This is a genomic window from Brachyspira innocens ATCC 29796 (genome assembly GCF_000384655.1).
Classification (GTDB): Bacteria; Spirochaetota; Brachyspiria; order Brachyspirales; family Brachyspiraceae; genus Brachyspira; species Brachyspira innocens.
This window is the reverse complement of the sequence record NZ_ARQI01000107.1, coordinates 1-24,071: the sequence shown is the minus strand read 5'-3', so window position 1 is coordinate 24,071 and position 24,071 is coordinate 1. Positions and strand designations below refer to the sequence as shown.

The window sequence follows — 24,071 nt, the reverse complement described above, 5'->3', positions numbered from 1 at the left end:
AAATTAATTACCTTCTAAATATGATATTACATCAGAAAACGGCATAGGCTCAAGACCGAATTTATCACCTTCAAATGCTATTAACTGCTGCTTCTGCTGACTTTCTTTATCTAAATTTTGATCTCTGAAATAGAATGTAGTAAATACCTTGTTGGCAGATATACTAAACTCTACCGAATTAGGATCATATCCAAACTGTACTATATTTTCTACAGTAGATATACCAGGGTTCATAGGACGTATCATCTCTATTAAAAATTTAGAAAACTCTGTAGACATCTTGCTTATACCCACAAAAAATGTAGTAGGTCTTATATTATTTAAAGGACTTACTCCCACACCTGCAATATCGGCTGTAAGATTAACAAGTAATTTTTCATCATTAATTTTTTCTCTGTTTTCAGGAGCAAGCAAATATTTGAAATTTATATCGCTTGCCAAAACACGCATATCATATTTAATACTGCTTGTATTAAAACTTCCCAAATCTACATTAAGCCAAGGCAAATGTATAGCACCTCTTCTAGGGGCTGTATTATTAGATATAGAAGCCAAAAATAAATTATCATCAAATTTTTCTCCGCCTATATAAAGAGAAGATTTTAAATCCTGAATGGTAAGTCCATGACCTTGTATTTTAACAAATGAAGAAAAATCTCTTATTCTTATACTGTCATCTACAAAAGGAGGAATTTTTAAATATACTCTTAACTGCTCAAAAAATAAATTTGGTACCTGAGTAATAAGAGGGGTATATCTTGCTGCTGTTGCTTCAGGCTCATTTTCTGTAGGAGTCAAATCAAAATGATAGTCTATATTAGAAGTTAAGCCTTTTAATACTACAGACATCTTATCTGGAGAATCCATATTTGCAAAGAATTTATCAGTTTTAAAAATACCGTCAGCAATATTTCTTTTTAAATTACCTTTTACATTGAATAATCCTCCTATTTCTATACCGAAAGGAAGATATAAACTGTCTGTATCTAGTCCTACTTCATAATTCAAATCAGAATTTTTTATTACTGGTGTAAAATATCCGTCTGCATACACTTTTAATTTGTTAGTAGGACTTTGTAAATTAAACTCTCTTATATCAACATACAAATTCTCACCGAAATTGACATCAGCATCTATTTTCATAGTAACGTCCTGAAGTTTATACTGTTTTTCTGTGGCATAAAATGTGCTGAAATTTGTAACTGTAACAAAAGTATCCTCTAATGATAAATCATAACCCAAAGCACTAGTCATTTTCAAATCATCTTCAAAAGGAAGACTATCCAATGCTTCTGCAAATTTTGTAGAAAGCCAGTTTTTCATAGCATAAGGGGCTATTCTAAATGTAGATATATTAACAAAACCTCCCTCTAATCCCATACCTTTTAAATCAAGATTAGACCTGAAATTAAGAAAATTATCCAAATCTAAATTAAGAGCAGAAACATTTATTTTCTGTGTAAGTAAATCAGCATTCGCAAGTACATTAACTTTGGCTGTAGCAGTAGATGATACTTCTCCAGCTAAATTATAAGAAAAGTTATTTATAATTCCATTAACTGAAGCATTTATATCATTTATCATCTTTCCAAAGACATTAACATCCAAATTTAAAGAACCTCTTGCAAGTCCTCCAGAAAAATTAGCTATAGGAAGAGATTTTACTATTATGTTAACATCGGTAGGATCATCAAATTTTACAGCTCCGTTTACTATAATGTCCGAATTAATATATTTAGTTGATATATTATCTATATAAAGCACAGTATCACTTTTTTTATTAGGATCGCTTATAGCAGAAGCAACTCCTAAAGCACCGTCTAAAGATGATAAAACTCTAAACGAGATATCTGTATTATTTACCCTGTATTTTTTTAATGCTGTTACTTTCTCTATAGTTGTATTATGCTCAAGCTTTATGTCTTCTCTTGTTATATTATCTGGATTAAATCTAAAACCCAATTTTGTTTTTGAATTAAGATTATCTACAGAAATAGTATCTCCCATAGATAATTTTATTTTATCCAAAGATATATTTATAGTGTTAGTTAAATCATTGATAGTACCTATAGTTTTATCAGCATCAACATTAACCATTCCACCTACATTTATACCCAAATTAGGAACAATCATAGGAACTAAAGTATTAACTTTATCTAAATTTATCCTAGCATATAATGTGTCCAAATTAACACCTATATTGCTTGAAAATATTTGATTGGCTGATGCTATAACTTTTAATATCTCATCATTTAAAAGTTCTGATGAAAGATTTTCTAAATATACGCTCTGTGTTTTTACATTATATCTTGCAAATAAATGAGCAGATGCCTGAATATCATCTCTTTTTTTTCCGTTATAAGTAAAATTAGGCTCGTCTATTTCAAAATCAAATCTTATTATTATTTCATCTTCACTAAAGCCTTCTTCTTTTTTAGGGTATGATACATCTAAATTAAATAAAGGATTATCATTAAAGAAAATACTGCTGTCGTTATATGCCAAGCTATTGCTTATAAAACTTTTTAAATAAATATCTTTCAAAACTTCTGGGGCATTAACTCCCATAACCTGAGACAATGAAAATCTTTTGCTGTGTAAATCCAAATGAAGATTATAATTACTTAAACTTGCTATTAATCCGTTATTAGGTTTGTTGGTTAAAAATGATTTGCTGTCGGCTTTAAAAGCAAGGTTATTTATTCTGATATTTTCTATATTAGCTTTTAATTTGAGAAAATCTAATTTGCTTATATCAAAAGGTTCTTTATTGGTATCTTCTTCTTTCTTTGGTTCTGAAGGCGGCATATCTGGAAGATTCCAATTACCGCTTTCATCTGTAAACATATATACATACAAATTATCAATACTAAACTCTTTTATATGAAGTTTTAATAAGAACAAAGAAAATAATGAGAATTTTAATCTCAAATTATCTATTTTTATATTTTCTTCATTATTAAAATTAGATGAATTATAAAGTATAACATCGCTAAGCTCTATTTTAGGAAAAAGAAGAGCATAACTAAAATCGCCTATTTCTAATTTTCTGTCAGTAGAAGAATAAACTATATCCTGAATGAGATTCTTTACTCTCTCATTATTAAAATATATTCTAGCCCCTATAACACCAACAATAAGTATAATAAGGATTATTAAAGGTATATATCTCTTTTTGAACTTCCTTTTTTTCTTCTTATTATCAGAATCATTTTCAGGCAAAGACTGAGATTTTTCTTTCTTCTTAAAAAATTTTTTTATCATATAAAAACCATCTTTTAAATAAAATTTTACATGTATATAAAACAAATTTACACTTATAAAGTAGTATATTATATAATATATTCTTTATCAATACCTAAATTAATTTTCATAATAATAATCACCATTATTGTAATCATTATGCTCAATATAACTGTTAGTTTCTTCTTCACTGCTGTAATAGTAATAATCAGAATTATAATCTTCAGGTCTTATTATTATAACATTATTAGTATTATTAAAATTACTTTCAAGATTCTCTTCAAACTGTTCTTCTGGAATATTATTTTCATAATAATTATTGCTGTAATTATAATAATCAGTTTCATAAGCATTTGTATTATTATATAAGTCATCATAATATCCGTAATTATAATCACCGCTTATCTCATTAGAAATGCTCATACTAAACTCATAATTTCTAGCTTTTGAAGAGCCTTTAATCCATTTTTCTTTAGTTAAATCTCTTTCAAATATAAGATAATACCTTCCCTGAGGCAGACTTATAATCTGTTCATCATCTGTTTGAGGCATAGAAGCTATTTTACCAAAAGTATCATTTGAAATACTTATATTGATAGCCTGAGAATCTATAAGGAAATATGAAAGTTTTACACTTGATTTTATAGGTACGCTGAAATTATAATAATCTCTGTCATATGAATAGTCAATTGCCCCTTTATAAGTTTGATTAAACTCTATAGTCTGTGCTTCTGATGGTTTATTATTAGGTTCATGCTCTGTATATTTATCGAATGGTTTTGCTATAATGCTTACTCTGTAAGGTATATTTATAACGGCATTTGTAGTTGCCAATATAAAATAATATGACATATAAGGATATAGTATTAATTTATCAACAGTTTCACCGTCTCCAGTATTATTAATATCTTTCATTGTTATCCAGTTTCCTTTTTGATCATAAAGCCTTATACTAGCATCAATGGCTGGAACACCTGAAAGCTCTATAGAAATAGAATATGTATTAAATGAACTATTTGTTATCTTATAAGCATCTATCTCCATATTTTTTAAATCGCCTGTTTTTAGAGTAGGGTTAAAAGTTTGGCTGTAATATCCGTCTATAGTATAAAGTCTGTTGTCGCTATTAACATCTATAATCTGTGCTGCTGAAATTTTATCATTAGGCTCTTTTTCATCAGTTTCTTTATAATCTCTTTTTTCTACTATCAAAGTATAATCAATATTTTCTTTTACTGTTTCTTTAGGAGATAAAGATATATAATATTTATTTTCTTCATTATTTTGAGAGTAAGGCAGATATATATCCCTCATAACCTGATAAGAATAAATATTTTCATTTGTATTATTATTAGAAGAAGCATTTGTATTACTATCTTCAATAGTACCATCTTCATTAAGATAATTAATCTCTGGTTCATTTATTACTTTTATAATATTGGTATTATAATCATACAAAGTCATAATAACTGGAGAGTATGTAGAATTAGATATATAAAAATTAGCTGTTTTTGTATTGCCGTCAATAGTAAAATAATAATAATCAGTATTAATTCCTTCAAACTGCCCTATAATGCCGTCTTTATTAATTTTTTGAGCACTGTCAAAAGATTTATTATTATAAGATTTTTTTTCAAGTTTATATTTCTGAGCATTGCACGAAAAAAGAATAAATAATAATATCATAACAGCAGTAGCGTTTCTCATTATCTCATACCTCATTATTAATGAACTATAAAATCATTATACATCATTATCTAATAAAAAGATACAAATATAAATAAAAAGATATTAAAAAAATAATATTTGCTATTGACATTTTTTTGTATGCATGCTATTATTCTTTTACGTTTTCAAATTAATATGGGTAGGTGGCCGAGCAGTCAATGGCAGCAGACTGTAAATCTGCCGACGTGAGTCTACGGGGGTGCGAATCCCTCCCTGCCCACATTCTTTTTACGAATACTTTTCTTAAATTAAAGAGGTTTTAATTTTGGCTATAGAATTTAATAACGAATATATATCTATAGTTATGGAAGCTAATCTTTCTGCTCCTGAAGAAATTAAACAATTCATAGAAGACTCAGAAGAAGCCTGCAATATCAGAATGCCTTTAGTTGTGCTTGATATGAAAAATGTTAAAGAAATAAACAGTGCTGGAATAGCTAAAATGCTTAAATTATACAAAAGTCTTCAGTCTTTAAAAGTTAAGCTATTTATGACCAATGTAGATGAATCTATATCACCAACTCTTAAGAGCCTAATGATATTTAGTTTAATCAAATACTTTGAAAATCCTAAAGATTTTACAGTATAACATATAAAACTTTATTTTTATAAATGTATTATCAACTTTTTTAATATACTTGTTTAAAAATTAGTTTACAATATTGTATATAAAATTTTGATAATTAATAGATTATAAGACAATGTTTTATATGTTGTATAAACTATTATTTTAGTATATAAACATATAGTTCCTTGCGACTTACCACAGGCGTACTTTGTATAGTAGGCGGCAAAAGAAATAGGGGGGTGGACTGCGAAGCCGTGCAAATATTTAAATTTAAAAACTAATTTTTTGATAAGCTCTATATTTGTTTATATACTCACATCATTAAAATTATTATCATACAAAACTTTTATATTAGAAACACCTAGTTTTTTTAATTCTTCAATAACTTCTTTATAACAATGATCTATATTATTGGCATTATGAGCATCTGAATTAATCATAATGGGTATGTTTTTTTCTAATAATTTTTTTATTGTATTTTTATTCGGATAATGAGCATTTAAATTATTTTTGTTCATAATCTTTGTATTTATTTCAGCTATACTTCCGCTTTTTTTTATAACCTCAATTACTTCATCTATCTTTTTTAAATACCAATCTTCTTCTTCAGTAAAATATTCTTTATTTAAATTATACTTTCTTACAAGGTCTAAATGCCCTATAATATCTGGATTTTGTTTTTCTATCATTTTAATAACATTATCATAGTATCTGTAAATAACTTCTTTAATACTACCAAAATAATTAATAGTATCATTAAAACTTTCTTTTGACATATCTATAGGAAAATAATTACCCTTTCCGTCATCGATATAATGTACAGAGCCTATTCTATAATCAAGCCCCATTTCTTTATCAGTGTCTTTATTTAAATTAGAATAATAATCACCTTCTATGCCAAGATAAACCTGTATTTTATCTTTATAAATATCTTTAGCTTTTTTGATATTTTCTAAATATTTAATAGTATTTTCTCTGCTCATAGAAGTATCATCTTTTTCAAAATGAGAATGCCCAGAAAAACCTATGCTTATTAGTCCTTTATTTATAGCAGTTTCTATATTTTCTTCTACAGTATTTTTTCCGTCACAGTAAATGGTATGAGTGTGCAAATTAGATATGTATTTCATAATAAAACCTTTTTAAATAAAATATTAATAAACTTCTTTATAAAAATAAAAAATAATTAAAAATATAATAACAAAAATATAATTAAAGTAAATAAGATAATAATCATTTGACAAAATAATTATTTAATATATAATACCCTAAATTATTATTTAAGCTCGGGTGGTGGAATAGGTAGACACAACAGCTTGAGGTGCTGTCGGGTAACACCGTGCTGGTTCAAGTCCAGTCTCGAGCAATTTTAGTTATTTATTTCTTCTTTATTTTCAATTTTATTAACTATAAGTTTATCTATTCTCGCTCCGTCCATATCAACTATCTCTAAATTAAACCCTTTCCATTCTAAAGCCTCGCCTTCCGAAGGTACATGCTGTAATAATTCTAATATAAGTCCGCTTATAGTATTATAATTACTTGAAGCATTTTCATCTTCTATTTCAAAATAATCTAAAAAATCATAAATAGGACATTGACCGTCTACAAACCAGCCTCCGTTCTTTCTCTTTCTTATATCATTATTTTTTTTACCTTCAGATGCATAACCAACCAATGCCCCGAATATATCACTTTGAGTAACCATTCCGTCTATATTACCGAACTCATCAGATACAAGCCCTATTTTTATATTATTTTTTTTCATTTCCTCAAGCACTAAATATACTTCCATATTGTTGTGAAAATAATGTGCCTTCTTTACGAATTTCTCTATCTTTGATTTTGAAGTATTTAATTTATCAAATATATCAGTTACTCTAACTACTCCTATAATATTATCAAGATTATTATCAACAACAGGATAAGCAGAAAAAGAATGTTTTGACACTATTTTTCTTATATTTTCATTTGTCATATTAATATCCAAAAATACTATGTCGTTTCTATGCGTCATTATAGACTCTATTTTTCTGTCCCCCAAAAAGAAAGCACGCTCTATAATATCCTGCTCAATTTCTTTTACTTCTCCTCCCTGTCTTCCTTCTTCTATCATAGATTTAATTTCTTCTTCAGTTACAGGGCTTTTATCATCTTTTATTCCAAGTACCCTAGAAACTAATAGTGCACTTTTAGATAAAATCCACACAAAAGGAGCACCTATTTTTGATAATAATGTCATAGGAGATGCTGCAACTTTAGCTATTTTTTCTGGCATAACCATACCTATTCTCTTTGGTACAAGCTCTCCGAATATAAGTGTTAAATATGTAACCAAAGCTACAACTATTATCTGTGCAGATGCAGAAGCATATGCTGATGGTATATTAAATTTACTTAATACATTTGCTAATTCTTTTGCAACAGTATCTCCAGAGTAAATACCTGTTAATATACCTATTAATGTTATTCCTATTTGTATGGTTGATAGAAACTTATCTGGATTATCAGCTAAAGACAATGCAGCCTTTGCTCCTTTATCTCCTTCTTTACTGTCTTTCATTAAAGAAGATTTTCTAGCTGAAATTACAGCTATTTCCGACATTGCAAATATGCCGTTTAAAAGTATTAACACTATTATTATTATATCCATTTTTAATTTATCCTTAAAATAAAAAATTATTTACTAGATTAGAAAAACAAATAGAAAGTATCTGATAAGTATTATAGCTGGAAACTATTGAAATATTTGTATAAATAGAATGTATACTGAAAATATTATCCTTAAACAAGATTTCATTTCTGTGAAAAATATTATATTATAAAAAACAAAAATTACAATAGTTTATAAATATTTTTTACATTATATTTTTTTATATATTATTTTTATATTTTGGATATACAGTTTTATGATAAATATTAAATATAATATAATAATATTCTATGTTATTTGATATTAAAAATAGTGCTAACAAATAATCATAATTCGGCATATCATAATTTACAAATTTATATTTATTTTTAATAATGTAATTTGTATTGCTTGTATAATTCGTATGATTTCAATATTTCTTTTTTATAAAAACGCATATTTTCATATTTGCAGTATCACAAATACCCTATAGGAATATAGATAAATATTGATAAATAGTTAAATAATTAAAAATTAGGTATATAACTCAAGAAAAAAGATTTAAAAAATTCTATATTTTAATATTTTTCATTATCAAAAATTCAATTAAAAATGCTATATTAATTTTAAAATATAACAATAAGGTTATTTTTATACATTTAATACATTAAAACCCTTGAAATTCTTTATATTTTGTTTATAATAATAGAAAATAAATTTATTATAAAACAGAAGAAAATATGATTGATTTTAATTTAAAAGACATTAGAGAAAAAATTTTAAAGCTAACGCAAAGTCAGTTTGCGAAAATGTTAGGTGTACGTCAGGATTATATTTCAAGATTAGAAAGAAATGCTAATAATATAACCCTTGACTTGTTGGATAAGTTGGCTGAAAATACAGGACTTAGTATTGATGAGCTTACAAAGTATAAAAAGAATTCTTTTGAAGATTTCGATTTATATAATGAGCTTCTCAATATACAAAATATAGCTGACAAACTAAGCGAAGAAATAAGTTCTGCAGACAAAAAGAATAATGATAAAATAACGGAACTTTTATCAAATGTTTATAATCAGATAAATGAGACATTTGATATTGTGGTATACGGAAGATACAGTTCTGGAAAAACATCATTCATCAATGCCATTTTTGATAAGAATATAGACACTAATCCATATTCTGAAGATACAAATAATGATGAATATTATCTTCAAGATGATTCTAAACTATTTAGAATTATAGAATATAAGGAAAATGTGCTTGACACTAGAAAATACAGCAGAAATAATATGTTTATTTATCTATGTGATATAAATGCATTTTCTCAGGAAGATATTACTAATATAAATGCTCTTGCTAATTTTACAAATAGTTTTAATAATATATTTGTAATATTTTCCAAAGCAAATATTTTTGATGAAGATGAGCTTGGCAGTGTCATAGATAAGAAATTTGATACTTTAAAGAACTTTATATCCAAAAGCAATAATATAAAGAAAATAGATTATACTTTATTGAGAGAAAGATTTTTCCCTTTCTCAATAAATAATACAAATCTTGTTAAAGAAATAAAAAATAATTTTGCTCAAAGTATTAAGTTGGCATACTATAAAAAAATATTGGAATGTGTAAATTTTGATATTGAAATAATAGACAATAAAAATGAATTCCAAGAAAGTGATAAGTTAGAACCTAATTTATCTAAAATAAGAACATCAGCAAAAGAAGCTTTCAGCGAAATATATAAAAACACTTTGAATATAGATAATATAATTAAAGCTATAGATGATAACAATGTATATAGAAAAAAAGATGATATAAAAGTTTTATGTAATAGTATTAATTTAGAATTGGATACTCAGTTATACAATATGATGACTATAACAGAGGAAGATTTTAATAGTAAAGATAATAATAAAACATCTAAAATATCATCAAATATAACATCATGCAGTATAAATATAGTTCCTACTTTCAAACTATTAAATACAAGCAGTTTAAACTTTCTTAATATAATGGGTATATCTATATCATTCCTTCCTAGTGTTGTATTTATATTATCTGGTTTTATGTCATTCTCTGGAAACTGGAAAAAAACTCTTGCTAAAAAAGTTATAAAAGCATATGAAGAAGAAAATGTTACTTCAAAATACAACAAGGTAATAGATGAGTATTTTGCCAATTATTTAGCAAATATTAAAGAAATAGACAGCAGAAGAATAGAAATGTTAAAGTATCAGGACGACCCTAAACTTTATAAAAATATAAAAACAGCATTATCTAATTTTGCTGAATATGTAGAAAATACCAAGTAGAAAATATTTATTTAATTTATAATAATAAAAGGGATATGCATTATTTTTTATGTATATCCTTTTTGTTTTGTCAATTTATATATTTTGTAAATGTATTATCAGCTTTTTTGACGAGGCTTCGTAAAATGCAGTATTTGGCATAATATATATAAGTTTATCAAGGATATAAGGTTATCAATATTCAGGATTCCTATGTTTACAAATAACTAATGCGAAATACTCAAAGCGGCACTTTGTGTGAAGCATTGCAGTAAATTTAAAATATTAAAACAACTTTAATATTTTTTATAATATAGATATACTTAATTGAGTCTATTTATTTTTTATTTTATCTCCTACTGTACTGTATATTATTCCTGCAAGTATTAATAAACCTCCTACAACCTGAGATATTAATAGATTTTCATGCAAAAGTATAACAGCTTCCAAAGATGAAAAGAACGGTATAGAATCATATATTATACCCCCTTTTATAGCACCAATTTTTGCAATAGCCATGTTCCATAGTATAAAACCCAAAGCAGAAGGAAATACTCCTACATATATTAATATTAATGCTGATTTTGTATCCAAAGCATGAGCATTGTTTGAAGCGTAGGTAAAAATCATTGCTGCTAACAAAGGTATAAGTCCTATTATAACCATAAGATAAAAAAATGCTGACTGTGAAATTTCTTTAGGTCTTATTTTAATGGTCAAAGTGTAAATAGCAAATAATATAACAGCAAACAGCATGTATAAATCACCTATAGCAAATTTTAAACTCATAAGCACATCTATACTTCCTTTAGTTATTAGTATAACAACACCTACTATAACTATAAGAAGTCCTAATTTCTGATGAATAGTTAATTTAGTTTTCCATACTATCCTGCTTATTATTGCCATTACAATAGGCGATAATGTAGCAAGTAAAGACATATTAGTGGCATTACTTGTATGTGCTGCTAAATATACAAATGTATTAAATACTGTTACACCAAGTATAGATATTATTATAACTTTAATCCATCTTCCTTTTAAATATTTTATATTTTTTATCAATTTCTTTATACAAAATGGAGTGAGCACTATAAAAGTTACTAGCCATCTGTAAAAAGAAATCTCTATTGGGGTAAAATCTACAAGAAATCTAGCTGCTACAAAGTTTCCGCTCCATATTATAACTGCGAGTATTGCAAGTATATATCCAGAATTATTATTATTTGATATTTTATTTTCTGACATAATTTTTTCCTAAATTTTATTTTGCGTATTTATGAAATAATATATAACTAAAAATATATTAATAAGCGTAATATATTATCATAAAACTATTTTTTTGCAATGTTTTTTGTCATTTATTTGTAATATAATAAGATATTGATATTACAGATGATAAAAAAGCAATTACCGCAAGTACAATATATGCTAAGTTTATAGAATATAAATCTATTAATTTACCAGTTATTATAGGAAATATAAAAATTCCTAATGAATATGTTGATTGAAAAAATCCCATAGCAGATGATTTTTTATCTATATCTATTTCTTTTATGGATTCACTTGTAAGAAGTGATGCGAGTATACCAGAAGAAAAACCGCCTAAAACTTGAGAAGCCATTACAATGAATACATTATTTACTGATATAACTATAATACAGTACAAAGCCATAATTATAAATGATATAGGTATATATTTTTTTATATTATTTTCATTTTTTATTTTGCTTGGGACAAATGCCCCCACTATAGCAAAAAACATGCTTATTATAGAAGCCATTCCAACATTACTATCACTTCCTCCTAATTCTTTTATTCTATTTAAAGTAAAAGAAATTACAGCAGACATTTGTACGCCTTGCATTACTACGGCAAGAAGAGAAAATAGTATTAATCTTTTATTTTTTATCACAGAAAATAAATCATTAAAAGACATTTTTTTACTATGTTCGCTGTCTTTTAAATATAATGCTAATAATGATACCAATGCTCCAGATACATTACTTACAAGAAGAAGAAATTTCATTCCAAGTTTATTATAAGAAATAGCCGCTATTAAAAAAGCAATAAACATACCAAGAACGCTTGCAACTAATGCCTTGCTCGTAGCTTTATATTCTTCATTTTTATCAAAATAAGATGCATACAAAACCATAAATACAGTCCAAATAGATGCCGATATTCCGCATAATGTTCCTCCTATCAAAAATCCGTACTGATTTGTATTTAATAACCTTATTAGTCCTCCAAATGAAGTTAAAAGTCCTGCTAATATTATGAGTGAACGGCATTTTCCTATATAATCATTAAGAAGCCCGAAAGGAAATTTTAAAAACATCTGAGCTGCACCGTAAACTCCTATAATAACGCCTATCATAGATGTATTTACATTAATAGAAGATAAATATGTAACTTGATATGGTATATAAACATATAATGACAGCCATAAAAGAGTCATTATAATAAATAATAAATTAGACATATAAAAATTCCTGATTGTTATTTTAATTTAATAAGAAGTTTTTAATTAAAAAAAGCTGCCTAATAAAATTAAACAGCTTTAACTAATTATTATTATATATCTAAAATATTATTTGTAAATTAAAAATTATCTATATTTATGTCGGCTACAGAATTAAATATGTAATTTGGTCTGTAAGGAAATCCTTCTATCATTTCTCTGTTGGTAACTCCAGAAAGTACAAGAGCGGTTTTCATTCCAGCCCCAAGTCCTCCTAGTATATCAGTATCCATTCTGTCGCCGACCATAAGTGTATTTTCGCTATGAGCATTAATCTGGTTTTTAGCAATAGACATCATAATAGGATTAGGCTTTCCTACAATATAAGGTTTTTTTCCAGTAGCAGTTTCTATAGCAGCAAGTATAGGTCCTACGGCAGGTATTAATTCCCCGTTTGGTGCGGGATCTACTATATCTGGATTGCATCCTATAAATCTTGCCCCTTTATTTATAAGATGAACAGCCTTTTGAAGCATATCAAAATTAAAAGCATTTGTTTTACCTACAACTACATAGTCTGGATTAACATCATTGATACTATATCCCACATTATAAAGTTCGCTCACAAGTCCGCCTGTACCTATAACATATGCAGTGCCGTTTGCAAGCTGTCTTTGTAAAAATATTGCTGTTGCCTGTGCTGCTGTAAAGAAATGTTTTTCTTCAAGTCCGTTTACGCCTAATGATTCTAATTTTCTTTTTAAATCTCTTGGAGTTTGTTCTGCATTATTTGTTAAAAATAAAAAAGGCACATTTTTATATAATAGCATTCTTATGAAATCTTCTGCACCTTCTATTAAATTATTTCCTCTGTATATAACTCCGTCCATATCTGATATTATACTAATCATAGATTCCTCTCTCTTGTTTATTTTTATTGTCATATTAATATTTAAATACTGACAATTTTTATTCTTTTTTAATTTTTTAATAATCTTTAACAGATGAATTGTATAAATATAAAATAAAAAGTCAATTATAATTTTTTATTTTTGTATATAAAAAATAAAAGCCTTACAAAAAAGTAAAGCTTTTATTTTTCATTTTTTATAATTAATCAAATTAGCCTATGCATTCACAGAGTATAGAGATAGCCTTTTCAAGCTCTTTATCTGTTATTGTAAGAGGAGGAAGAAGTCTTATTTTTGTTTTAGCTGTTAATGGAACAGCACCTTTGCTTATACATTTTTCTACTATTTCTTTCGCATTTAAGCCTTCTTTAAGTTTTATACCAAGCATTAAACCTATACCATCAACACTTTCTACATTATCAAGTTTCATTAATTTATCTTTTATATATTTTGATTTTTTACTTACTTCTTTTAATAAGTCTTTGTCTATAATATTTAATACTTCCAAAGCACCGCTTGCCACTATAGGATTAGCACCGAATGTAGAGCCATGATCTCCATTATTAAATACATTAGAACAAGTTTTACTCATAAGCATAGCACCTATAGGAAGCCCACCGCCCAATCCTTTAGCTAATGTAGTTATATCTGGTTTTATGCCGAAATGTTCAGAGCATAAGAATTTGCCTGTTCTTCCCACTCCAGTTTGTACTTCATCAACTATAAAAAGTATATCATTTTCTTCGCAGTATTTTTTTATCTTTTGTACATATTCTTTGTCAAGAGGTATAACTCCGCCTTCACCTTGTATGAGTTCCATCATTATAGCACAAGCATTATCTTTTAATTTTGAAACAGTATCTTCATAATTGTTAGCCTCTGCAAATGAAAAGCCTTCCAAAAATGGAAAAAAGTAATTATGAAAAACTTCCTGACCTGTAGCTGATAGGGTAGCCATAGTTCTGCCATGGAATGAGTTTTTTAATGTTACTATTTTATTTCTTTTATATTCTTTATCATTATTAGCATATTTATCAAAAGAGTATTTTCTTGCACATTTTATAGCAGCTTCATTAGCCTCAGCACCTGAATTACAGAAAAATACTTTATCATATTTTGTTATAGAGCATAATTTTTTAGCTAAATCTATATAAGGTTTATTGTAGTACAAATTTGAAGTATGCTGAAGAGTTTTTGCCTGACTATTTATAGCATTAATCCAGCTTTTATTACCATATCCTATGCTATTAACTCCTATTCCGCTTCCTAAATCAATATATTCTTTTCCTTCTATGTCTTTTAATTTTGTACCATTTCCAGATTCTAAAACTAAATCAAATCTAGCATAAGTATTAGCAACATATTTTTTACTATTGTTTATATATTCTTTTTTTAATTTTGACTTATCACTATCTTCAGTATTTTGTTTATTTGTTTTTTTGCTTGGCATATTTTTACCCTCATTTATATTTTATTTATTCATTATTATTTTTAGTCTTTATAAAACATAGTTCCTATACCTTCATCGGTAAACATTTCTATTAATAATGAATGGCATAATCTTCCATCTATTATAAACACTCTTGACACTCCATTTTCAACGGCATCTATACAATGTTTAACTTTAGGTATCATACCACCTGATATAGTGCCGTCTTTTATTAAATTATCTATATCTTTAATATTTATCTGGCTTATTAAAGAGCTTTCATCATCTTTATCTTTTAGAAGTCCGGGTGTATCAGTCATGTATATTAAGGTTTCTGCTTTAAGACTTTCTGCTATTTTAGCAGCTGCAGTATCGGCATTGATATTGTATACATTTCCTTCATTATCGCATCCGACAGTTGCAACTATTGGAATGTATTTATTTGTTATAATTGTGTTTAATAAATCAGTATCCACACTATCAACATCGCCTACAAATCCCAAATCAGTATCACCTTTATATTTGCTTACTTTAAACATACTTCCGTCAATACCGCATATACCCAAACATTTTCCTCCACAGTTTTCAAGTGACGCTACTAATTCTTTATTAACCTTTCCAGCAAGTACCATTTTTACTACTTCAGCAGTTTCTTTATCAGTATATCTAAGTCCGTTTATAAACTTTGACTCTTTTCCTATTTTATTAAGCATAGCAGTAATATCTTTACCGCCTCCATGAACTACTATAACTCTTATTCCCAAAGTGGAAATGAGAGCAACATCGCTCATAACTTTCTTTTTCAATTCTGGATTTTCCATAGCACTTCCGCCGTATTTTATAACGACTGTTTTTCCAGTGTATCTTTGCATATATGGAAGTGCCTGATTTAATATAAATGCTTTATCTCTGTTTGAAATATTTTCCATTTTTTATTTCCTATTTTTTATTATTATTTTAACTTCTGTAAGAGCCGTTAATTTTTACATAGTCATAAGTTAAATCACAGCCCCAAGCAACAGCTTTACTTGTACCACAGTTCATATCTATTGTAATTTTTATTTCATCTTCTTTTAATATTTTTAAAGCCTCTTCTTCGCTGAACTCTACACCATATCCGTCTTTATAAACATTCATCTCCCCATATTTAGAACCTACATTTATAGATACTTTATTTATATCAAAATCAGCATCTTCAGTATATCCTATAGCACATGAAATACGTCCCCAGTTCATATCGCATCCGAACATAGCAGCTTTTACCAAATTTGAAGTGATTACAGATTTTGCTATTTTTCTAGCCAATTTTATATCGCTGGCATTTATAACTTCGCATTCTATTAATTTGGTAGCGCCTTCTCCGTCTTTTGCCATTTGTTTTGATAAATATGTGTTAACCATATTTAATGCTTTGCAAAATATTTTATAATTATCATCTTCTTTATCTATTATATTATTTTGAGCTTCTCCATTAGCAAGAACTACACACATATCATTAGTAGAAGTATCTCCATCAACACTAACCATATTATAAGTAGATTTTACATCCTCGCTTAAAGCCTTTTGCAGCATCTCGCTTGTGATATTGCAGTCAGTAGTTACAAAAGCAAGCATAGTTGCCATATTAGGATGAATCATGCCGCTTCCTTTTGACATTCCGCCTATATGAACTATTTTTCCGTCAATTTCAAATTCATAAGCAATCTCTTTCATAAATGTATCAGTTGTCATTATAGCTGCTGCGGCATTTTGGGCATGTTCTTTAGAATGACCTAAATTGTCTATTAATGTTTTTATATTTTTTTGTATAGGCTCTATATTGAGAGGTACCCCTATAACGCCTGTAGAAGCAACGGCAACATCTTTTTCATCAATGCCCAAAACGTCTGCTGCTAGTTTACACATTTCTTTTGCTTTTTCAACTCCGTCTCTATTGCAGGTATTAGCATTTCCAGAATTGCATATAACAGCTTTTGCTTTGCCGTCTTTTAAATGTTCTTTACTTACAGTGATATTCGCTCCGCAGGCTTTATTCTGTGTATATACAGCTCCTACTGAACATAAACTTTCACTGTAAATTATTGCTAAATCTTTTTTTTCACTGTTTTTCTTTATACCAGCATGTACTCCATTTGCTTTGAAACCTTTAGCAGCACATACACCGCCTTCAATTTGTTTAAAACTATCCATTTATAATCTCCTATTGTTGCTAGCTATAAACTCGCTTTAAATTAGCTGACAACTTCCAGTTATCAGCTGCTCGTTTATAGCTTTAAAATTATTTTTTTATTGTTACTAGCTATAAACTTATTATGTTTTAGAAAGCTGGAGGAATTATATTCAATCCCTCATCTTCTTTAAAGCCTAATGCTATATTCATGTTTTGTATTGCCTGTCCTGCCGCTCCTTTTACCATATTATCTATTGCGGATACTATTATTAATTTATTTGTTCTGCTGTCCATATGCAAAGATATATCACAGTAGTTTGAGTATTTAACATATTTTAAATTGGCAGTATCTCCTATATTAAGCACTCTTACAAACTTTGAGTCTTTATAAAACTCTTTATAAATACTATGTATATTTTCCAATGTATCATTTTTATTTTCTAATTTAGCATATATTGTTGAAATTATACCTCTATTTAATGGAAGCAAGTGCGGAACAAAAGTTACTTTTATATCTTCTCCATATATATTTGATAATGTTTGTTCTATTTCTGGTGTATGTCTATGTTCTGCAACTTTATATGGAGAGAAAGCCTCATTACATTCTGTAAAATGAGTATTTAATTTCAATTCACGTCCTGCACCTGTAGCTCCTGATTTTGAATCTATTATAATATCATCTTTTAATATTATTTTTTTTACCAATGCTGGAGCTAATGCCAAACCTATAGAAGTAGGGTAGCAACCTGGATTTCCTATAATTTTTGCTTTGTTTAAATCTTTTTTATTATATACACTATCATATTTAATTATTTCTGGTATTGAATATATTGCTTCTTTATGTATATTTTTGTATTTATATTCTTTGCCGTACCATTTTTTATAATCTTCTTCATTATCAAGTCTGAAATCAGCACCCAAATCTATAAACAAAATATTTTTTTCAAAGCATTTATTTGCAATGTCATCGCTTAATCCTGCAGGAAGCGAAGCAAATACTACATCAGTATCTTCAAATATTTCATTTTCATCTACTAATATTTTATCACAATTCTTGTTTAGATTGGCGTATATTTCAACAATGCTTTTACCTACAAAACTTTTTGAAGAAAGATTTTTTAATTCTACTTTACTATGCGATAATAATAGTCTTATTAATTCTATTCCAGCATAACCTGTTGCACCTATAACAGATACTTTTATCATAATACAATACTCCTCTGATATTTTTTAGTAAGAATACATTTTTATTAAAAATTTTTGTTTAAAATTATTTTTAGATATTATTTTTATGAAAAGAAATTTGGAGGCTTAACGCCTTGAAAGATGGTTTAAAAACAAATTATAATTTATATTATACATTTTATTTTTCCTAAAACATTTTACTGTCTGCAAAGATACTATTATAAATAATAAAAAATGTCAAGGATTTTTATATTTATTTTTAAAATAAAATATATTTTTAATTATTGATTTTTTATATTCTTACAATTATAATGTTTTAACCAATAACAATATTTATATGAGGCATTTTTATATATGGATAATATATTCGGTTCTGAAAGTCTTTTAAACTCAGCTATGACGGTTTGCTGGATAGGGCTTCTTATATCTTCTGTATTAGCTTTAACTATAATAGTAGACAGATTTATATATTTTACTAGAATAAAATCAGAAGATAGTTCATTAGCTCCAAAATTAGTTTCTTTAGTTAAAGATAGAGAGATAAAAGCAGCTATTGCATTATGCGAGACTTCAAAATCGCCTTTATCAAATATTATAATGTCTGGTCTTAAAAATATTAATGCTCCGAAAGAGTTTATGCAAAGTGCTTCGAATAAAGAACTTCCAAGACTTGAAAGATTTATTTCTGCACTTTCTACTATATCTACAATAGCACCGCTTTTAGGTCTTTTGGGTACTATACTAGGTATGATACAGTCATTTGCTGTGATTTCAGTTGTGGGAAGCGGAAAACCTACTGCTTTGGCTTCTGGTATAGCTAATGCTTTACTTACAACTGCTGCTGGACTTATTATTGCTATACCTGCAGTTATATTTTATAATTATTTTGTAAATACGATTAATGCAAGAATACTTTTTATGGAAAACTTATCTAATGAAATATCAGATTATATAATAAATCAGAATAATGACATTAATAAATAGTTATTATTTTATAAAGTTTGTATATATAAATAATAAAAATTCTTTAATGATATAGTTTTATTGACAATTATATATTTGAGTTTATAATCATAAAAAATAAATATTTATATAAAAGTTTTTAATATAAAAAAGAAATGTTTATATTTATGAAAAAAATTAAAATAATACTGTTAATCATTTTTAATATATTTTTATTTTCATGTAACGCTCCAAATACTTCTGACAATACACTTAAAGACAGAGCGGGAAATAGTATAATTCTTCCAGATAATATAGATAGGCTGGCTTCTTTATCTCCTGCTGTTACAGACATTATAATAGCTTTAGGGCTTTCGGATAAAATAATAGCGGCAGATGCTACTTCAAAAGAAATTTTACAAACTAATAATATAGATATATCTAATATATTAGTTTTTGATATGCTAAATCCAGATTCTGAAAAGATGACAGCAATTAAACCAGATATTTTATTTGTTAATACTTTCAGTGTGTTTTCTGGTAAAAACTCTCTTGATTCTATAAATGCTTCTGGAATATGTACAGCAGTTATACCTAATAGTGATACTATAAAATCAATAGAAGATGATATATATTTTATAGGGCATGTTTTAAATAAAAATACTGAAGCTTCAAATATTGTAAACATTATGGATTTAAATATAGAAAAAATAAAATCTATAGGAAATACTATAACAAATAGCAAAAAAGTGTATTTTGAAATAGCTGCTTTGCCTAATCTTTATTCATTTGGTACTAATGTTTATCTAGATGATATGATTAATATTATAGGTGCTAAGAATATATTTAAAGATAGAAATTCTTGGATAGCAGTATCTGAAGAAAATGTACTTTTTTCTAATCCAGATATAATATTCACTAGTGTAGATTATGTAGATAATCCTGAAGAAGAAATATTGAGACGTCAGTCTTGGCAGAATATAAATGCTTTAAAAAATAAAGATGTTTATTATATATCTTCATCTTCTCTTCCTACTCATAATATTATATATGCACTATTAGATATGGCTAAATATATTTATCCTAATGAATATAAAGATGTTCAAATAATTAGGAATTAATAATAAAAATGATAAAAAAAATTATAATAATTTTAATATTAGTTTTTATCTCATCAATATTGTCTGTATGCATTGGAAGTGTTTTTATATCTCCCAAAGAAATAATATGCATACTTATATATAAAGTCTCTAGCATAGAACTTATTAATATAAACAAAATAAACTCTGACATTATAAATATCAGGCTTCAGCATTCTATATTATCATTATTTGTAGGGGCTTCATTATCTATGACAGGAGTTGTGATACAGTCTATATTAAGAAACACTCTTGCTTCTGCATATAATCTTGGCATATCATCTGGTGCTGGACTTGGGGCTGCTTTGCTCATAGTAATGAATATATCATTTAATCAATATTTTTTTATAGGTGTTTCAATGATATTTGCTTTTATTACTATATTATTTATACTATTTATATCAAAAAAAATAGATAAATATATGAGCAGCAATTCTATAATACTTGCAGGAATAGTGATATCATTATTTTTAAGTTCGGTTATGAGTTTTTTATCATATATGTTTCCTAAATACTCAAACAAAATAATACTTTGGCAGCTTGGAAGTTTATTTGTAAGAAATAAAATAGATATCTTTATTATTATTGTAATGACATTAGTATTTTTATTAATACTTATGAAATATTCCAGTGTGCTTGATATAATGACTTTTGGAGATGAAACTAGCTTATCGCTTGGTGTAGATGTAAAAAAAATGAGGATATTTTTTATATTAATATCTTCATTTATAACAGCGGTATTAGTTGCTTTTACTGGAGTAATAGGTTTTGTTGATTTGGTATCTCCTCATATAGCAAGAAAAATATTCGGGGCTAAGCATATTATCGTTTTTCCTGCATCTGCTTTAATTGGAGGGCTTCTTCTTAATGTTTCTGATATATTTTCTAGGATTATAGTTCAGGGTTCTAATATACCTATAGGGATAGTTACTGCTGTTATAGGAGCTCCTTTCTTTTTGTATATATTTATATCAAATAAAAATAATGGAATGTAATATGAATAAAACTGTTATGGTAAAAGCGGAAAATGTATCTTTGTATTATAAAAATAATATAAATAAAAAAGAAGTATTAAAAGATATATCATTTGAGGTATCTCAGAATGAAAGTTTATGTATTATAGGACCTAATGGATGCGGAAAGAGTACTTTGTTAAAATCACTTTGCAGAATAATAGATTTTGAGGGTAAAATATTTATTAATAATAAAGATATAAGAAAAATAGATGCTTATAAAACTATAGCAATTATGAGTCAAATGTCTTCTATTTATTTTGGATATACTTCTTATGATACAATAATGATGGGAAGATATTCTAATTATAAAGATAAATTATTATCTATGCCAAGTAAAGAAGATAAGGATTTTGTTATTCATTATATGGAAAAATTAAAGATAATGCATTTAAAAGATAAATTGATAACCGAACTTTCTGGGGGAGAGCTTCAAAGAGTTTTTTTAGCGAGAACTTTAGTACAGAATCCTAGTATTATATTGATGGACGAGCCTACAAATCATTTGGATTTAAATAGTCAGATAGAATTAATTTATAACTTAAAAGAATGGGTGAAAAATGGAGATAGATGTATTATTGCTGTGCTTCATGATATAAATGCTGCATTAAATTTCGCAGATAAATTATTAGTTTTAAAAGACGGCGGATCTAAATATTTCGGAAGTATTAATAATTTTGATGTTTCATTATTAAACTATATATACGATATAGATGTTTTTGAGTATATGCATAATTCTTTTTTAAGGTGGTCATAATAATTTTGTAATGCATATATAATTTATTTATTTAAATCTGAAGTGCAATGAGGGCATTTTACTGCTTTTATATTGACAGAAGAACAGCAGTAAGGGCATATTTTCTCTTCTGATTCTTTCTCTTCTTTTTCTTTTTTTACCATTTTTTCTCTCATTTTATTAAATATCTTTATTATCATAAATATTGCCAAAGCAGTTATAAAAAAACTTATTATAGTATTAATAAAAACACCAAAACCTATAACAACAGCACCAGCTTGTTTTGCTGCTTCTATTGAAGTATAAGGACCAGCATCAGAAATACCTTTTTTAATTACTATAAATATATTAGAAAAGTCTATCCCGCTTAATATTAGTCCTATAGGCGGCATTAATATATCTTCAACAAAAGAATTAACTATTTTTGTAAATGAAGCCCCAATAACTATACCTATTGCCATGTCCAATATATTGCCACGCATAATAAACTTTTTAAACTCTTCTATCATAATAAAAATCCTAATGAAAATGTTATTGTTAAATAATAAAACAATTTATATTTTTTGCAAATTATAGTTGATAGTATTTTTATATAAACTTTGACAATTTATTAGTTTTTAGTATAATAAAATTATGAAAGAGATTAATAGACTTAATGATTTATTTGTACGATATCTAATTGGTACTGAAGGCGATGAGGATATATTAGAAAATATCGTTAATGCCGTTTTAAATGATGTAGGTTTTGAATCTGTGAGTAATCTTGAAATAATTAATCCTTACAATTTAGCAGAAAATGAGAATTTAAAAGAGTCTATCCTTGATGTTAAAGCAAAAACTAAAGATGGTAAAAAAGTACTTGTTGAAATACAATTAGTAGGAAACAACAATTTTATAAAAAGAATATTATATTACATAGCCAAAAATATAGCTTCTGAACTAAAAGAAAGCGATTTATATATTAACATAAGTCAGATGATTAGTATTAGCTTTATCAATTTCAATTTGGATATAGGAACTGAAACTGATATAAGAAGAGAGCATAAATGTTTAACATTTTCTGATATTCATAATCCTAGTCTTAGACTTGATGATTTTCAGATACATTTTATAGAGATTAAAAGATTTGCAGAAATACTAAAAAATACTAGCATAGACAACTATAATAAAAATAAACTTTTATCTTGGATTGATTTTTTACTACTAAAGATTTAGAGAAAGATATTAATAAACTCATAGGAGGAAATACAATTATGAGTAAGGTAATAGATAAATATAAAAGATTTGTAGCTGATGAAAAAGAAATGTCAGCGTATAATGAAAGAGACACTTTTCTTTATGGTCAAGCTGCTATGCTTCAATATGAGAGGGCAGAAGGAAAAAAAGAAGGTATAGAAATAGGATTTCAGAAAGGTATAGAGAAAGGTATAGAACAAGGTATAGAACAGGGAGAAATAAATAAAGCAAAAACTATAGCTTTAAATCTTAAAAATATTAATATAAGTATTGAAGATATAAGCAAAATAACAGGTTTAAGTATAGAAGAAATAAAAAACTTGTGAGTGCCTACCATTCGTAAGAATGGTAGGAGATTATATGCGAGCAAGTTTTTTA

At 26.9% G+C, this 24,071-nt stretch carries 18 protein-coding genes, 2 tRNA genes and 1 pseudogene; 9 read left to right on the top strand and 12 right to left on the bottom strand.

The window, feature by feature from the left end; genetic code table 11:
* Positions 1–3 precede the first annotated feature (3 nt).
* Complete coding sequence (locus F811_RS0106895) at positions 4–3,264, bottom strand: AsmA family protein (RefSeq protein ID WP_020004537.1); 3,261 nt, start codon at positions 3,262–3,264, stop codon at positions 4–6.
* Between the two features lie 99 nt (positions 3,265–3,363).
* Positions 3,364–4,950 carry a hypothetical protein gene (locus F811_RS0106890; RefSeq protein ID WP_020004536.1) on the bottom strand — a complete coding sequence of 529 codons (1,587 nt, stop codon included), beginning with the start codon at positions 4,948–4,950 and terminating at the stop codon, positions 3,364–3,366.
* A 158-nt stretch (positions 4,951–5,108) separates the two neighbouring features.
* On the opposite strand from F811_RS0106890, the gene F811_RS0106885 reads away from it, so the two are divergent.
* Positions 5,109–5,191, top strand: a tRNA-Tyr gene (locus tag F811_RS0106885).
* Positions 5,192–5,236: 45 nt separating this feature from the next.
* On the top strand, positions 5,237–5,560 hold the full coding sequence (locus tag F811_RS0106880; protein WP_020004535.1) for an STAS domain-containing protein: 324 nt from the start codon (positions 5,237–5,239) through the stop codon (positions 5,558–5,560).
* 284 nt (positions 5,561–5,844) lie between these two features.
* Here the strand turns inward: F811_RS0106880 and hisJ are convergent, their stop codons facing one another.
* Complete coding sequence (gene hisJ / locus F811_RS0106875) at positions 5,845–6,669, bottom strand: histidinol-phosphatase HisJ (protein ID WP_020004534.1); 825 nt, start codon at positions 6,667–6,669, stop codon at positions 5,845–5,847.
* Positions 6,670–6,823: 154 nt separating this feature from the next.
* Between hisJ and F811_RS0106870 the strand changes: the two genes are divergently transcribed.
* Positions 6,824–6,905: transfer RNA gene (locus F811_RS0106870), tRNA-Leu, on the top strand.
* A gap of 3 nt (positions 6,906–6,908) precedes the next feature.
* Here F811_RS0106870 and F811_RS0106865 read toward each other — a convergent pair.
* A complete protein-coding gene (locus tag F811_RS0106865) occupies positions 6,909–8,192 on the bottom strand; it encodes a hemolysin family protein (protein WP_020004533.1) in 1,284 nt (427 codons plus the stop codon).
* 719 nt (positions 8,193–8,911) lie between these two features.
* Between F811_RS0106865 and F811_RS0106860 the strand changes: the two genes are divergently transcribed.
* The gene (locus tag F811_RS0106860; RefSeq protein ID WP_020004532.1) at positions 8,912–10,489 is read left to right on the top strand and encodes a helix-turn-helix domain-containing protein; all 1,578 of its coding nucleotides are present in this window, start codon (positions 8,912–8,914) and stop codon (positions 10,487–10,489) included.
* A gap of 312 nt (positions 10,490–10,801) precedes the next feature.
* Here the strand turns inward: F811_RS0106860 and F811_RS0106855 are convergent, their stop codons facing one another.
* The 7 genes from F811_RS0106855 to argC form a co-directional block, all read right to left on the bottom strand.
* Positions 10,802–11,716, bottom strand: coding sequence for a DMT family transporter (locus F811_RS0106855; protein ID WP_020004531.1), 915 nt, complete (start codon positions 11,714–11,716; stop codon positions 10,802–10,804).
* Between the two features lie 109 nt (positions 11,717–11,825).
* Complete coding sequence (locus F811_RS0106850; RefSeq protein ID WP_020004530.1) at positions 11,826–12,953, bottom strand: MFS transporter; 1,128 nt, start codon at positions 12,951–12,953, stop codon at positions 11,826–11,828.
* Positions 12,954–13,072: 119 nt separating this feature from the next.
* Complete coding sequence (locus tag F811_RS0106845; protein ID WP_020004529.1) at positions 13,073–13,843, bottom strand: HAD-IIA family hydrolase; 771 nt, start codon at positions 13,841–13,843, stop codon at positions 13,073–13,075.
* 211 nt (positions 13,844–14,054) lie between these two features.
* The gene (locus F811_RS0106840) at positions 14,055–15,293 is read right to left on the bottom strand and encodes an aspartate aminotransferase family protein (protein WP_020004528.1); all 1,239 of its coding nucleotides are present in this window, start codon (positions 15,291–15,293) and stop codon (positions 14,055–14,057) included.
* Between the two features lie 41 nt (positions 15,294–15,334).
* Positions 15,335–16,201, bottom strand: a complete 867-nt coding sequence (gene argB, locus F811_RS0106835) for an acetylglutamate kinase (protein WP_020004527.1) — start codon at positions 16,199–16,201, stop codon at positions 15,335–15,337.
* A 28-nt stretch (positions 16,202–16,229) separates the two neighbouring features.
* On the bottom strand, positions 16,230–17,462 hold the full coding sequence (argJ, locus tag F811_RS0106830) for a bifunctional glutamate N-acetyltransferase/amino-acid acetyltransferase ArgJ (protein WP_020004526.1): 1,233 nt from the start codon (positions 17,460–17,462) through the stop codon (positions 16,230–16,232).
* Positions 17,463–17,589: 127 nt separating this feature from the next.
* Positions 17,590–18,648, bottom strand: a complete 1,059-nt coding sequence (gene argC, locus F811_RS0106825; protein ID WP_020004525.1) for an N-acetyl-gamma-glutamyl-phosphate reductase — start codon at positions 18,646–18,648, stop codon at positions 17,590–17,592.
* Positions 18,649–18,981: 333 nt separating this feature from the next.
* Here argC and F811_RS0106820 point away from each other — a divergent pair, with 333 nt between their 5' ends.
* The 4 genes from F811_RS0106820 (at position 18,982) to F811_RS0106805 (ending at position 22,478) form a co-directional block, all read left to right on the top strand.
* On the top strand, positions 18,982–19,611 hold the full coding sequence (locus F811_RS0106820; protein WP_020004524.1) for a MotA/TolQ/ExbB proton channel family protein: 630 nt from the start codon (positions 18,982–18,984) through the stop codon (positions 19,609–19,611).
* 146 nt (positions 19,612–19,757) lie between these two features.
* Positions 19,758–20,690: an ABC transporter substrate-binding protein gene (locus F811_RS0106815; protein ID WP_020004523.1), complete on the top strand. Its 933-nt coding sequence runs from the start codon at positions 19,758–19,760 to the stop codon at positions 20,688–20,690.
* An 8-nt stretch (positions 20,691–20,698) separates the two neighbouring features.
* Positions 20,699–21,703 carry a FecCD family ABC transporter permease gene (locus F811_RS0106810; RefSeq protein ID WP_020004522.1) on the top strand — a complete coding sequence of 335 codons (1,005 nt, stop codon included), beginning with the start codon at positions 20,699–20,701 and terminating at the stop codon, positions 21,701–21,703.
* Position 21,704: 1 nt separating this feature from the next.
* Positions 21,705–22,478, top strand: a complete 774-nt coding sequence (locus F811_RS0106805; RefSeq protein ID WP_020004521.1) for an ABC transporter ATP-binding protein — start codon at positions 21,705–21,707, stop codon at positions 22,476–22,478.
* A 23-nt stretch (positions 22,479–22,501) separates the two neighbouring features.
* Here the strand turns inward: F811_RS0106805 and mscL are convergent, their stop codons facing one another.
* Entirely contained in the window at positions 22,502–22,966 is a 465-nt protein-coding gene (mscL, locus tag F811_RS0106800) for a large conductance mechanosensitive channel protein MscL (RefSeq protein ID WP_020004520.1), read from the bottom strand.
* Between the two features lie 124 nt (positions 22,967–23,090).
* Between mscL and F811_RS16030 the strand changes: the two are divergent.
* A pseudogene (locus tag F811_RS16030) lies at positions 23,091–24,019 on the top strand (Rpn family recombination-promoting nuclease/putative transposase).
* Positions 24,020–24,071 lie beyond the last annotated feature (52 nt).